This window comes from Nitratireductor rhodophyticola (assembly GCF_019891355.1).
GTDB lineage: Bacteria > Pseudomonadota > Alphaproteobacteria > Rhizobiales > Rhizobiaceae > Nitratireductor > Nitratireductor rhodophyticola.
The window spans coordinates 531,523-545,341 of the sequence record NZ_JAHSSF010000001.1 but is presented as its reverse complement, the minus strand read 5'-3'; the positions used below and the strand labels follow the sequence as shown (position 1 = coordinate 545,341).

Annotated in this window: 7 protein-coding genes; 1 reads left to right on the top strand and 6 read right to left on the bottom strand. The window is 60.6% G+C overall.

Annotated features, from left to right (window positions below; translation table 11 throughout):
* Positions 1-36 precede the first annotated feature (36 nt).
* Genes fusA through rpsL form a run of 3 tightly spaced genes read right to left on the bottom strand, consistent with a single transcriptional unit; the run spans position 37 to position 3,057 of the window.
* The gene (gene fusA, locus KUG85_RS02485; protein WP_065815252.1) at positions 37-2,127 is read right to left on the bottom strand and encodes an elongation factor G; all 2,091 of its coding nucleotides are present in this window, start codon (positions 2,125-2,127) and stop codon (positions 37-39) included.
* A gap of 27 nt (positions 2,128-2,154) precedes the next feature.
* Positions 2,155-2,625, bottom strand: a complete 471-nt coding sequence (gene rpsG / locus KUG85_RS02480) for a 30S ribosomal protein S7 (RefSeq protein WP_007010617.1) — start codon at positions 2,623-2,625, stop codon at positions 2,155-2,157.
* Positions 2,626-2,685: 60 nt separating this feature from the next.
* Positions 2,686-3,057 (bottom strand): 30S ribosomal protein S12, encoded by a 372-nt coding sequence (gene rpsL / locus KUG85_RS02475; protein ID WP_007010616.1) that lies wholly within the window; start codon positions 3,055-3,057, stop codon positions 2,686-2,688.
* Between the two features lie 466 nt (positions 3,058-3,523).
* Between rpsL and KUG85_RS02470 the strand changes: the two genes are divergently transcribed.
* Positions 3,524-3,805, top strand: coding sequence for a hypothetical protein (locus tag KUG85_RS02470; RefSeq protein ID WP_007010615.1), 282 nt, complete (start codon positions 3,524-3,526; stop codon positions 3,803-3,805).
* A 169-nt stretch (positions 3,806-3,974) separates the two neighbouring features.
* On the opposite strand, the gene KUG85_RS02465 is transcribed toward KUG85_RS02470, so the two are convergent.
* The 3 genes from KUG85_RS02465 to rpoB all read right to left on the bottom strand — a co-directional run bounded on the left by KUG85_RS02465 (position 3,975) and on the right by rpoB (position 13,705).
* Positions 3,975-5,066 carry an esterase-like activity of phytase family protein gene (locus KUG85_RS02465; protein ID WP_223004023.1) on the bottom strand — a complete coding sequence of 364 codons (1,092 nt, stop codon included), beginning with the start codon at positions 5,064-5,066 and terminating at the stop codon, positions 3,975-3,977.
* A gap of 152 nt (positions 5,067-5,218) precedes the next feature.
* Complete coding sequence (gene rpoC, locus KUG85_RS02460; protein WP_223004022.1) at positions 5,219-9,418, bottom strand: DNA-directed RNA polymerase subunit beta'; 4,200 nt, start codon at positions 9,416-9,418, stop codon at positions 5,219-5,221.
* A 147-nt stretch (positions 9,419-9,565) separates the two neighbouring features.
* Positions 9,566-13,705, bottom strand: a complete 4,140-nt coding sequence (gene rpoB, locus KUG85_RS02455; protein WP_065815401.1) for a DNA-directed RNA polymerase subunit beta — start codon at positions 13,703-13,705, stop codon at positions 9,566-9,568.
* Positions 13,706-13,819 lie beyond the last annotated feature (114 nt).

Below are 13,819 nucleotides of genomic sequence, written 5' to 3'. Positions count from 1 at the left end.
ACTCTCGATAATCCGTAGCGAACGTATCTGAGCGGATTACGCGTATTTCTTCTGGATCTCCTGCGCCACAGCGCTGGGGACCGGCTCGTAGTGATCAAACTGCATCGTGTACTGGGCGCGGCCCTGCGACATCGAACGCAGCGTGTCGACGTATTTGAACATGTTGGCCAGCGGCACCATGGCGTTGATCACCGTGGCAATGCCGCGTGCTTCCTGGCCCTGAATCTGGCCACGACGCCCGTTCAGGTCACCGATGATGCTGCCCACATACTCTTCCGGCGTCACAACCTCGACCTTCATGATCGGCTCAAGGAGCTGGGCACCGGCCTTCTGGGCGCCTTCACGGAATGCCGCACGAGCGGCGATTTCGAAGGCGAGAACCGAAGAGTCGACGTCGTGATAGGCGCCGTCGATCAGCGTGGCCTTCACGCCGAGCATCGGGAAGCCCGCAACCGGACCGGAGGAGAGAACGCTCTCGATGCCCTTCTGGACGCCGGGAATGTATTCCTTCGGAACCGAACCGCCGACGATCTTGGATTCGAACTCGAACTCCTCGCTCTCGGTGTTCGGCGCGAACACGATCTTGACGCGGGCGAACTGGCCCGAACCACCGGACTGCTTCTTGTGGGTGTAGTCGATCTCCGCTTCGCGGGTGATCGTCTCACGATAAGCAACCTGCGGCGCGCCGACATTGGCCTCGACCTTGAACTCGCGCTTCAGACGGTCGACGATGATGTCGAGGTGAAGCTCGCCCATGCCGGCGATGATGGTCTGGCCGGATTCCTCGTCCGACTTGACGCGGAAGGACGGATCCTCGGCTGCCAGACGGTTGAGCGCGAGGCCCATCTTCTCCTGGTCGCCCTTGGTCTTAGGCTCGATGGCGATCTGGATCACCGGATCCGGAAACTCCATGCGCTCGAGAATGACCGGCTTGGTCGGATCGCAAAGCGTGTCGCCCGTGGTGGTCTCCTTGAGGCCGGCCAGGGCGACGATGTCGCCAGCGTATGCCACTTCGAGATCAGAGCGGGAGTTGGAGTGCATCTGCAGCATGCGGCCGATGCGCTCGCGCTTGTCCTTCACCGTGTTGGCGAGCGAAGAACCCTTGTTCAGCACACCCGAATAGATGCGGCAGAAGGTGAGCGAGCCAACGAAAGGATCGTTCATGATCTTGAAGGCGAGCATGGAGACAGGCTCTTCGTCAGACGACTTGCGCGCAATCTCTGCCTCGGTCTTGGGATCAATGCCCTTGATCGACGGAACATCCACCGGAGACGGCAGGAAGTCCACAACGGCGTCGAGCAGCGGCTGAACACCCTTGTTCTTGAAGGCGGAGCCGCAGAACATCGGGAAGAACTTGACCTCGATGGTGCCCTTGCGGATGAGCTTGCGGATCTCGTCATTCGAGGGCATTTCGCCTTCGAGGTAACGCTCCATCGCGCCTTCGTCCATCTCGACGGCAGCCTCGACGAGCGCCTCGCGATACTCCTCGGCTTTCGCCTGAAGATCGGCTGGAATGTCGACGATGTCCCAAGCAGCGCCCAGGTTCTCGGACTGCCACACCAGCGCCTTCATCTCGATCAGATCGACAACGCCGGCAAAATCGTTCTCGGCACCGATGGGGAGCTGCATGACGACAGCCTGCGCGCCAAGACGGGTCTTGACCATCTCCGCCGAACGGTAGAAGTCGGCGCCGATCTTGTCCATCTTGTTACAGAAGATCATGCGCGGGACTTTGTACTTGTCCGCCTGACGCCAGACGGTCTCCGTCTGAGGTTCCACACCGGCATTGGCGTCGAGCAGCGCAACCGCACCGTCGAGAACGCGCAACGAACGCTCCACTTCAATCGTGAAGTCCACGTGTCCGGGCGTGTCGATGATGTTGAAGCGGCGCTTCTTGCCGTCACGACCTTCCCAGAAGGTGGTCGTGGCAGCAGACGTGATCGTGATCCCGCGCTCCTGCTCCTGCTCCATCCAGTCCATCGTCGCAGCACCGTCGTGCACTTCGCCGATCTTGTGGGACTTGCCGGTGTAGAAAAGAATGCGCTCGGTCGTCGTCGTCTTGCCGGCGTCGATATGCGCCATGATACCGAAGTTGCGGTAGTCTTCGAGCTTATATTCGCGGGACATCGTCGTGTACCTCTTCGATCCGTAAGGCTACCAGCGGTAGTGCGAGAACGCGCGGTTGGCCTCAGCCATCTTGTGCGTGTCTTCGCGCTTCTTGACGGCAGTGCCGCGATTGTTGGCTGCATCGAGCAGTTCGCCGGAAAGGCGATCGACCATGGTCGTCTCGTTGCGCTTGCGCGCGGCAGAAATCAGCCAGCGAATGGCCAGCGCCTGGCGACGCTCGGGACGAACATCAACCGGCACCTGGTAGGTCGCACCACCAACACGGCGGGAACGAACCTCAACGTGCGGAGCAACGTTCTCGAGCGCCTGATGGAACACGCCAACAGGCTCCTGCTTCAGCTTGTCCTCAACCTGCTCGAACGCACCGTAAACGATACGCTCCGCAGCGGACTTTTTGCCATCAAGCATGATGGCGTTCATGAACTTCGTTACAACCGTGTCACCGAATTTCGGATCGGGGTTGATTTCTCGCTTTTCTGCGCGATGGCGTCGGGACATGTTTTTCGTCTCTTACCTTCGAAGGCCCGGCTCAAAAACAAAGCGCCGAAGCCGGGAAACCTACTTCGGACGCTTGGCGCCGTACTTGGAACGACGCTGCTTGCGGTTCTTGACACCCTGCGTGTCGAGCACACCACGGATAATGTGGTAGCGCACACCCGGAAGGTCCTTCACGCGACCGCCGCGGATCATGACCACGGAGTGCTCCTGAAGGTTATGCCCCTCACCCGGGATATAACCGATGACCTCGAAGCCATTGGCAAGGCGGATCTTCGCCACCTTACGCATAGCCGAGTTCGGCTTCTTCGGCGTCGTGGTGTAGACGCGCGTACAAACGCCCCGCTTCTGCGGGTTGGCCTGCATGGCCGGAACCTTATTGCGCTTAACCGGCGCAATGCGCGGCTTGCGGATCAACTGGTTAACGGTAGGCATCAAACCTTCCCTTGTTACAATTCCGTGTCTCAAGCCCGAGGGCCGCTTCAAGAACAGTCTGCGTACATGCACAAATCCGGGCTGCCAAACCGCTTTAACGGTCTTGCCCGGACATACAGCAGAGGAAGCGTTTCCGCTTCATGCGCCGCAAATTCTGTCGCTCGCAAAAACGAACCCTGTTTGAGACCTGATCCAGGGCGCGTCGCCCCGAAAGAAAAAGCCTCACATCGGCTCGGACGAAGCGGGTATTACTCGCATGTCGGTTAACCGTCAACCCCACCCGCGCAATTATCTGGCGCAAACACCGGTGACACGGCGCTGGCGAGGCGCAACGACACAATATTGCTCAATCGGGCGGCTTTTCGAAGTGAAACCACGTCGCTCCCCTGTCATTTTTCAGGGCCGCATGCGAAAAACGGGCCTCGCAATACAGGCATTCGCCGTCTGGCAAGAATCAGGAAAAACGATGAACGAATCTGAAGAACGCGCGGTCACCATCATTACCGGCCGCGTCTGGCGCGAAAAGGGCGAGGAAAGCGAAGGTGTGCACATCATGCTGCTCGCACCCGACGACGACACCGCCGTACGGCTCGCTCTGGAGGCCCTTGCCCGCGAAGGCTATGCCGAGGCTGAGCTTGATCGAATCGGGGACATGGAGGGTGAGCCGGACGAGGAGCCTCATCTCTCCGCCTGGCAGGGCGCGCTTGAAGGCGAAATCGCGATCGTCACGTTTGACGAACCAATCTAGGCCCTGCCCCCACGGCGTTCACAGTCAGAAGGGACCGCCCGGACATCCACACGCACTAGGAAAACGGCAGAGTGCCCCGAGCGGCGTTTCCGTGAAATGGTCGAATGGTGCAGTCTCCGAATAAGCCCGGCTGTCAGCCGGGCTTATTCCGCATGCGATGCACGGCGATCTAGTTTAGCGCCGGTTCCAGCGTGAACACGACAAACTGCGAGAACTGGCCATTGGGATTGAAGTTGTTGTCGGAGGCCATGACGAGGGTTCGTTTGCCGCCGACATCCGGTCCCCAGGAGACCGCTTCGATGTTGTCCACGTCGAGCCCGAAATCCCCTTCCCCGATCTTCAGAACCCGCGCCTTCCTGACCGGCGTGACATCACGGTCGGCAATGCTTTCCGCGCCGAGAATGTCGCTCGCACCTGCCGTTTCGACGAGATAGAGATTGATCTCGTTTCCAGTCCCCAGTGCAAAGGAACGCTCGACCGCAAGAAACCTGCCGGCCTCGATCTCCAGGATTTCCGTCAGACCGTTATCGTTGTAATAGGGCTCGGTTTCGGATTTCTGGTGGATCGGACCAGTTTCGTAGACATATTCGGCAACCGGCTCCACGCTTTCCACATTGAAGCCAAGAATGCGCGACGGGCTGCCTGCTTCGAGCGTCGCCTTCGGGCCATCCTGAACGAGCGCATTCTCGGTCGCGACCCAGACGGTCTCTCCATCGACTGAAAGTGTCAGCCCTTCAAACGCCAGATTGTTGCGGATGCCCCGTTCGCCGGCAGTATCCGGCAGATAGGCTTCAGGGATCGCGAAGCTGCGCTTGAATGCGCCGTCCGGTCCAGCCTCGTAGAGCGTTGGATTGCCCGCGACGTCGCGTTCACTCGACCAGAACACGCTCTGGCGCGAAGCGTCGAAGCGGATGGCTTCGGGATCGATCGTTTTGGGCGCGAACGGCCCGCCGTTCTCCTCCTGCAGCACATGGCTGGAGATGATATCGACGCCCTTAACGCCGTCTTCCTCAATCGCAAGCTTCAGCCGATAGAACCGCGCCGGCGCTTTTTCCGACCGGTCGTCCGAAATTGCATAAAACACCCCCGCCTCTGCATCATAGTCCAGGCCCGATATGCCACCGAACTCGACGCCGGAGATCATGAGGCCGCTGGGAAGAACGATTTCGCCGAGATAGGCGGGCTTCATCATGGCGTCTGCGTGGGCGAGAGACTGCACCGAAACGGACAATGCCGCAGCGAGGACTAACTTTGTAAACATGAGAACTTCTCCAAAAACCGGGCGGGAATGCACGCCCCGGAAGCCTCATGATCCAGTCGGATGACAGGCACGCGACCATGACGGTGGATCGACAAAAGAAAAGCCGGGCACAGGGCCCGGCTCTTGCATTTTTCTGAGAAGCGATCTGCCGATTATTCGGCAGCGCTTGTCGTCATGTCGGCGATCATCGGATCGGCCATCTCGGCGCCCGAGCTCTTGCGCCGCTCGTCCAGGATCAGATCGTCGCGCGAGCGCGCGATCCGGCGAACCTGGCTCATGGCGCCACCCGTACCGGCCGGGATGAGACGGCCGACAATGACGTTCTCCTTCAAGCCCTGCAGCGTGTCGATCTTGCCGGCGACAGCCGCCTCGGTCAGCACGCGTGTGGTCTCCTGGAAGGAGGCCGCGGAGATGAAGGACGGTGTCTGCAGCGAAGCCTTGGTGATGCCGAGGAGGACCGGCTGGCCTTCGGCCGGCTTCTTGCCCTCTTCCACCAGACGCTCGTTGATCTCCTCGAACTCGACCGAGTCGACATGGTCGCCCGGAATGTAGGTCGAGTCGCCCTGTGCCGTGATCTCGATCTTCTGCAGCATCTGGCGAACGATCACCTCGATGTGCTTGTCGTTGATCAACACGCCCTGCAGCCGGTAGACCTCCTGGATTTCGTTGACCAGGTAGGAAGCCAGAGCCTCCACGCCCTTGATCGCCAGGATGTCGTGCGGCGCCGGGTTGCCGTCGAGAATAAAGTCGCCCTTCTCGATCTGATCACCGTCCTGAAGATGGAACGGCTTGCCCTTGGGAATGAGGTATTCCGCGGGCTCCAGAGTCGCGTCATGCGGCTCGATGACGATGCGGCGCTTGTTCTTGTAGTCCCGACCGAAGCGGATCGTGCCATCGATCTCGGCGATGATGGCGTGATCTTTCGGACGACGGGCCTCGAACAGTTCCGCAACGCGCGGCAGACCACCAGTGATGTCCTTGGTGCGGGCACTCTCGGTCGGGATACGGGCAATCACGTCGCCCGGCTTGACCTTGGAGCCCGGCTCCACGGAAAGAACCGTCTCCACCGACAGCAGGAAGCGCGCATCACCACCACGGGCGAGCTTTGCCACCTTGCCCTTGGCATCGAGCACCGTCAGCGCCGGCTTCAGGTCGGTTCCGCGCGGCGTCGACCGCCAGTCGATGACCTCACGCTTGGTGATACCGGTGGATTCGTCGGCCGTTTCCTGAACCGACACACCGTCGACCAGATCCTCGAACGCGACGGTGCCTTCCACCTCGGTCAGCATCGGGCGCGTATAGGGATCCCACTCGGAGATGCGCTGGCCGCGCTTCACCTTGTCGCCCTCGTCGATGAACAGACGCGAGCCATAGGTGAGACGGTGGCTTGCCCGCTCCTCGCCGTTCTCGTCCAGGATCAGAACCGCCATGTTGCGGCCCATCACCACGAGATCGCCTTCGGAGTTGCGCACCACATTGCGGTTGCGGACCTTGACCGTGCCTTCGAAGGAAGCCTCGAGGAACGACTGGTCGACCACCTGCGCCGTACCGCCCATGTGGAAGGTACGCATGGTGAGCTGGGTACCCGGTTCACCGATCGACTGGGCGGCGATGACACCAACGGCCTCGCCGATATTGACCGGCGTACCACGCGCAAGGTCACGACCGTAACAGATCGCGCAGACACCGCTGCGGACTTCACAGGTCAGCGCCGAACGGATGCGGACAGACTGGATACCGGCCTTTTCAATGGCCTCGACATCGCGCTCGTCAATCAGACGCCCGGCCGAAACGATGACCTCGTCGGTTGCGGGGTTGATGATGTCGTCAAGCGCGGTACGGCCCAGCACACGCTGACCGATGGAAGCAACCACCTGACCGGCGTCGACGATCGGCTGCATGGTCAGGCCCTTGTCGGTACCGCAATCGGGCACGGTGACAATGCAGTCCTGAGCCACGTCAACCAGACGGCGGGTCAGATAACCCGAGTTTGCCGTCTTCAGAGCCGTGTCGGCCAGCCCCTTACGGGCACCGTGGGTGGAGTTGAAGTACTCCATCACGGTCAGGCCTTCCTTGAAGTTCGAGATGATCGGCGTCTCGATGATGGAGCCATCCGGACGGGCCATCAGGCCGCGCATGCCGGCAAGCTGACGCATCTGCGCCGGCGAGCCACGGGCACCGGAATGCGACATCATGTAGACCGAGTTCATCGGCTTCTGACGACCGTCTTCGTTAAACTCGACCGCCTTAATGCGCTTCATCATCTCGTCGGCGACTTTTTCCGAGCACTTGGCCCAGGCATCGACGACCTTGTTGTACTTCTCGCCCTGCGTGATCAGGCCGTCATTGTACTGCTGCTCGTATTCCTTGGCGAGCGCCTCGGTCTCGGCCACCAGGTTTTCCTTGGTGTCCGGAATGACCATGTCGTCCTTGCCGAAGGAAATGCCGGCGCGGCAGGCATGGCCGAAGCCGAGCTGCATGACGCGGTCACAGAAAATGACCGTCTCTTTCTGACCGCAGTGACGATAGACCGTGTCGATCATCTTGGAGATGTTCTTCTTGGTCAGTTCCTGGTTGCAGATGTCGAAGGGCACATTGTGGTTCTTCGGCAGGAGCTCGCCAACGATCATGCGGCCAGGCGTCGTCTCGTGGATCTGCGAAACGAGATTGCCTTCCGCGTCGACCGTCTTGAAACGGCCCTTGATCTTGGTGTGCAGCGTGACGACCTTGTTCTCCAGCGCATGGTGCAGCTCGCCCATATCGGCAAAGACCATGCCCTCGCCCGGCTCGTTCTGGTTCATGATGGACAGATAGTAGAGTCCGAGAACCATGTCCTGCGACGGCACGATGATCGGTGCGCCGGAGGCCGGGTGCAGGATGTTGTTGGTCGACATCATCAGGACGCGCGCTTCGAGCTGGGCTTCCAGCGAAAGCGGCACGTGAACGGCCATCTGGTCACCGTCGAAGTCGGCATTAAACGCCGTACAGACCAGCGGGTGAAGCTGGATCGCCTTGCCTTCGATCAGCACCGGCTCGAACGCCTGGATGCCCAGACGGTGCAGCGTCGGCGCGCGGTTCAGAAGAACCGGATGCTCGCGGATAACCTCGTCCAGGATATCCCAGACTTCCGGCTTTTCCTTCTCGACCAGCTTCTTTGCCTGCTTGACGGTGGACGAATAGCCCTTAGCGTCGAGACGCGCGTAGATGAACGGCTTGAACAGCTCGAGCGCCATCTTCTTCGGCAGACCGCACTGGTGCAGCTTGAGCTCGGGACCGGTCACGATCACCGAACGGCCCGAATAGTCGACGCGCTTGCCGAGCAGGTTCTGGCGGAAGCGTCCCTGCTTGCCCTTCAGCATGTCGGAGAGCGACTTCAGCGGACGCTTGTTGGCACCGGTGATGACACGGCCGCGGCGGCCATTGTCGAACAGCGCGTCGACGGCCTCCTGAAGCATGCGCTTCTCGTTGCGGATGATGATGCCCGGTGCGCGCAACTCGATGAGGCGCTTCAGACGGTTGTTGCGGTTGATCACGCGACGATAGAGGTCGTTGAGATCGGACGTCGCAAAGCGGCCGCCGTCCAGCGGCACCAGCGGGCGCAGGTCCGGCGGGATGACCGGCACGATCTTCATGATCATCCACTCGGGACGGTTGCCCGACTCAAGGAAGTTCTCGACCACCTTGAGGCGCTTCAGAAGCTTCTTCTGCTTCAGTTCCGACGTGGTGGATGCCAGCTCCGAACGCAGATCACCCGCAATCGTGTCGAGGTCCATCGATTCAAGCAGGTGATGGATCGCCTCGGCGCCGATCATGGCGGTGAACTGGTCCTCACCATACTCGTCGACCGCGATCAGATACTCTTCTTCGGAAAGAAGCTGGTTCTCCTTGAGTGCCGTCAGGCCGGGCTCGGTCACGATGTAGTTCTCGAAATAGAGAACCCGCTCGATGTCCTTCAGGGTCATGTCGAGCAGCGTGCCGATGCGCGACGGCAGCGACTTCAAAAACCAGATATGCGCGACGGGTGCGGCCAGCTCGATGTGGCCCATGCGCTCACGACGCACCCGCGACAGCGTGACTTCAACGCCACACTTCTCGCAGATGACGCCCTTGTACTTCATGCGCTTGTACTTGCCGCACAGGCACTCATAGTCCTTGATCGGACCGAAGATGCGTGCGCAGAAGAGACCGTCACGCTCGGGCTTGAACGTACGATAGTTGATGGTCTCGGGCTTTTTGATCTCGCCATACGACCACGACAGGATCTTCTCGGGGCTGGCCAGAGAAATCCTGATCGAGTCGAAAGTCTGTGCCGGCGCCTGAGGGTTGAAAAGATTCATGACCTCTTGGTTCATGCCGATCTCCTTTTCGGGACGCCTTGTCCCTTTTAAACTTCGGTGAAGACTGCCGCCGCGTGTCTCACCGGTTCAAATGCTTGGCCGCTATGCTGCCTTGCGAACGACGATGCGTGCCGCAGGTTTTCCTGCGACACGCGATAACGCTTATTCCGCAGCGTCGGGCAGCTGCTCGGCCTCGGCCGCGTCAATGCGGGAGTTTTCCAGCTCCACATTGAGGCCGAGAGAGCGCATTTCCTTGACGAGAACGTTGAAGCTCTCCGGAATGCCCGCCTCGAACGTGTCGTCGCCGCGCACGATGGCTTCGTAGACCTTGGTACGGCCTGCCACGTCGTCCGACTTCACGGTCAGCATTTCCTGCAGCGTGTAGGCCGCACCGTAAGCTTCCAGCGCCCAGACCTCCATCTCACCAAAGCGCTGGCCACCGAACTGCGCCTTGCCGCCCAGCGGCTGCTGGGTAACGAGCGAGTACGGCCCGATCGAACGGGCGTGGATCTTGTCGTCCACAAGGTGGTGCAGCTTCAGCATGTAGATGTAGCCGACGGTCACCTGACGGTCGAACGGCTCACCCGTACGCCCATCGTAGAGCGTGACCTGTCCGCTGGTCTGCATGCCTGCCTGCGCCAGCATGTCATTGACGTCCGCCTCATGCGCACCGTCGAAGACCGGCGTGGCGATGGACACGCCGCGACGCATCTGCTCACCCAGCCGCACGACGCTTTCATCGTCATACTGGCGAACCGGCTCGTTGCGGTCGTTCTCGGGAATGACCGCCTCGATCGTCTGGCGCAGCGGCTTGATGTCGCCATTTTCCTTGTAGCTGTCGATCAGCTCGCCGATCTGCTGGCCCATGCCCGCGCAGGCCCAGCCGAGATGCGTTTCCAGAATCTGGCCGACATTCATGCGGCTCGGCACACCCAGAGGGTTGAGCACGATGTCCACATGCTGGCCATCCTCCAGGAACGGCATGTCTTCGACCGGAACGATGCGTGACACGACACCCTTGTTGCCGTGACGGCCGGCCATCTTGTCGCCGGGTTGCATCTTGCGCTTCACGGCGACGAAGACCTTGACCATCTTCATGACGCCGGGCGGCATCTCGTCGCCGCGCTGCACCTTCTCGACCTTGTCCATGAAACGCTGCTCGAGCGCCTTCTTGGACTCGTCATACTGGGCACGCAGCGCTTCGAGCGCTTCCTGCTGCTTCTCGTCCTCGACGGCAAACTGCCACCACTGCGAGCGGGGATACTCGTCGAGAACCTCTGCGGAAAGAGCACCGCCCTTCTTGAAGCCCTTCGGGCCCGCGATGGCCTGCTTGCCGTCCAGCATGTCGGCCAGACGCGCATAGACGTTGCGGTCGAGGATCGACTGCTCGTCGTCACGGTCCTTTGCGAGACGCTCGATTTCCTCGCGCTCGATCGCCATGGCGCGCTCGTCCTTCTCCACGCCGTGGCGGTTGAAGACGCGCACTTCCACGACCGTGCCATACGTGCCAGGCGGCATGCGCATGGAGGTGTCACGAACGTCCGAAGCCTTCTCACCGAAGATGGCGCGCAGAAGCTTTTCTTCCGGCGTCATCGGGCTTTCGCCCTTCGGTGTGATCTTGCCGACCAGGATATCGCCCGGCTGAACTTCAGCGCCGATATAGGTGATGCCGGCTTCATCGAGGTTCTTCAGCGCTTCTTCCGAAACGTTCGGAATGTCGCGCGTGATTTCTTCCGGTCCAAGCTTCGTGTCACGCGCCATCACCTCGAATTCCTCGATGTGAATGGAGGTGAAGACGTCATCGCGAACGATGCGCTCGGACAGAAGGATGGAGTCCTCGTAGTTGTAGCCGTTCCACGGCATGAACGCGACGAGCACGTTGCGGCCAAGCGCCAGATCACCAAGATCCGTGGAAGGACCATCGGCGATGATGTCGCCCTTGTTGATCAGATCGCCCACGCGCACCAGCGGACGCTGGTTGACGCAGGTGTTCTGGTTCGAACGCTGGAACTTCATCAGACGGTAGATATCGACGCCAGAACGCGACGCGTCGACGTCTTCCGTTGCACGGATAACGATACGCGTTGCGTCCACCTGATCGACCACACCGGTCCGGCGTGCGGCGATCGCAGCGCCGGAATCGCGCGCCACGATCGGCTCCATGCCGGTGCCGACGAACGGCGCTTCAGCCCGCACCAGCGGCACGGCCTGACGCTGCATGTTCGAGCCCATCAGTGCGCGGTTGGCGTCATCGTTCTCGAGGAACGGGATGAGCGCGGCCGCGACCGAAACGAGCTGCTTCGGCGACACGTCCATCAGGTCGACATTCTCGCGCGGCGCCATCATCACCTCGCCGGCATGGCGGCAGATGACGAACTCGTCCGTGAAGCTGCCGTCTTCACCGATGGAAGCATTGGCCTGGGCAACATAGTGCTTGGCTTCTTCCATGGCCGAAAGATAGACGACGTCCTGCGTGACCTTGCCATCGACGATCTTGCGGTACGGGCTTTCGATGAAGCCGTACTTGTTCACGCGGGCAAAGGTGGCGAGCGAGTTGATCAGACCGATATTCGGGCCTTCCGGCGTCTCAATCGGGCAGATGCGGCCATAGTGGGTCGGGTGCACGTCGCGCACCTCGAAGCCCGCACGCTCACGCGTCAGACCGCCCGGTCCAAGCGCCGAAAGGCGACGCTTGTGGGTGATCTCGGAGAGCGGGTTGGTCTGATCCATGAACTGCGAGAGCTGCGAGGAACCGAAGAACTCGCGCACGGCGGCAGCCGCCGGCTTTGCGTTGATCAGGTCCTGTGGCATGACCGTGTCGATCTCGATCGAGGACATACGCTCCTTGATCGCGCGCTCCATGCGCAGAAGACCGACGCGGTACTGGTTTTCCATCAGCTCGCCGACGGAACGCACACGGCGGTTGCCGAGGTTGTCGATGTCGTCAATCTCGCCCTTGCCGTCGCGCAGCTCGACCAGTGTCTTGACCACGGCAACGATGTCTTCCTTGCGCAGAACGCGCACGGTGTCTTCCGCATCGAGCTCGAGACGCATGTTCATTTTCACGCGACCGACGGCCGAAAGGTCGTAGCGCTCGGCATCGAAGAACAGCGAATGGAACATCGCCTCCGCGGTCTCAAGCGTGGGCGGCTCGCCCGGGCGCATCACGCGGTAGATGTCGAACAGCGCGTCCTGACGCGACTCGTTCTTGTCGGCAGCCAGCGTGTTGCGGATGTAGCCACCCACATTGACGTGGTCGATGTCGAGGAAATGCACTTCGGTCGCGCCCGTCTCGAGCAGAACCTTCAGCGTCTTCTCATCGATCTCGTCGCCGGCCTCGAGAAAGATCTCGCCCGTCTCGGGATTGACGATGTCTTCTGCAAGGTAATTGCCCAAGAGATCGTCTTCCGTGGCGCGGATCGCTTTCAGGCCCTTTTCAGCAAGCTGCTTTGCCTGACGCGCAGTGATCTTCTTGCCCGTCTCGACGACAACTTCGCCGCTGTCGGCATCGATCAGGTCCGCAGTTGCCTTCAGACCCTTGAAGCGTTCGACCGTGTAAGGCACGCGCCAGTTTTCACCGTCGCGCACATAGGTGAGCTGATCGTAGAAGGTGGACAGTATCTCTTCGGCATCCATACCGAGCGCCATCAGAAGCGACGTCGCCGGCAGCTTGCGGCGGCGGTCGATGCGCGCATGCACGATGTCCTTGGCGTCGAACTCGATGTCGAGCCAGGAACCGCGATAGGGAATGACGCGGGCGGCAAACAGAAGCTTGCCCGAAGAATGCGACTTGCCCTTGTCGTGATCGAAGAACACGCCAGGAGAGCGGTGCATCTGCGAAACGATGACGCGCTCGGTGCCGTTCACGATGAAGGTGCCGTTGGACGTCATGAGCGGCATGTCGCCCATATAGACGTCCTGCTCCTTGATGTCCTTGATCGACTTGGCGCCGGTATCCTCATCGACATCAAAGACGATCAGGCGCAGCGTCACCTTCAGCGGCGCAGCGAACGTAAGATCGCGCTGCCGGCACTCGTCCACATCGAATTTCGGATCCTCGAACTCGTACTTCACGAATTCGAGCATTGCCGTTCCGGCGAAGTCCGAAATCGGGAACACCGATTTGAACACCGCCTGCAGCCCCTCGTCAGGACGCCCGCCCTGGGGCTCCTCGACCATCAGGAACTGGTCATAGGATGCCTTCTGAACCTCGATAAGGTTCGGCATCTCCGCAACTTCCGGAATCTTTCCGAAGAACTTGCGTACCCGCCTGCGACCATTAAACGTTTGGGTCTCGGCCATCGTCGCTCCTTGCCCTGCCTGGCTTGCATGCACCACGTGAACCGCCATCCCGGCGGTCAATCCAAACGGATAAAAACCCGTTTCCTGAAAGCCGCTTGCGGCCCACAGGAAAGA

Bases quoted from the DNA above. Each gene is read 5' to 3' on its own strand.
- rpsG (WP_007010617.1), bottom strand. From the start codon at position 2,625: ATGTCCCGACGCCATCGCGCAGAAAAGCGAGAAATCAACCCCGATCCG.
- rpoC (WP_223004022.1), bottom strand. From the start codon at position 9,418: ATGAACCAAGAGGTCATGAATCTTTTCAACCCTCAGGCGCCGGCACAG.
- KUG85_RS02465 (WP_223004023.1), bottom strand. From the start codon at position 5,066: ATGTTTACAAAGTTAGTCCTCGCTGCGGCATTGTCCGTTTCGGTGCAG.
- fusA (WP_065815252.1), bottom strand. From the start codon at position 2,127: ATGTCCCGCGAATATAAGCTCGAAGACTACCGCAACTTCGGTATCATG.
- rpsL (WP_007010616.1), bottom strand. From the start codon at position 3,057: ATGCCTACCGTTAACCAGTTGATCCGCAAGCCGCGCATTGCGCCGGTT.
- rpoB (WP_065815401.1), bottom strand. From the start codon at position 13,705: ATGGCCGAGACCCAAACGTTTAATGGTCGCAGGCGGGTACGCAAGTTC.
- KUG85_RS02470 (WP_007010615.1), top strand. From the start codon at position 3,524: ATGAACGAATCTGAAGAACGCGCGGTCACCATCATTACCGGCCGCGTC.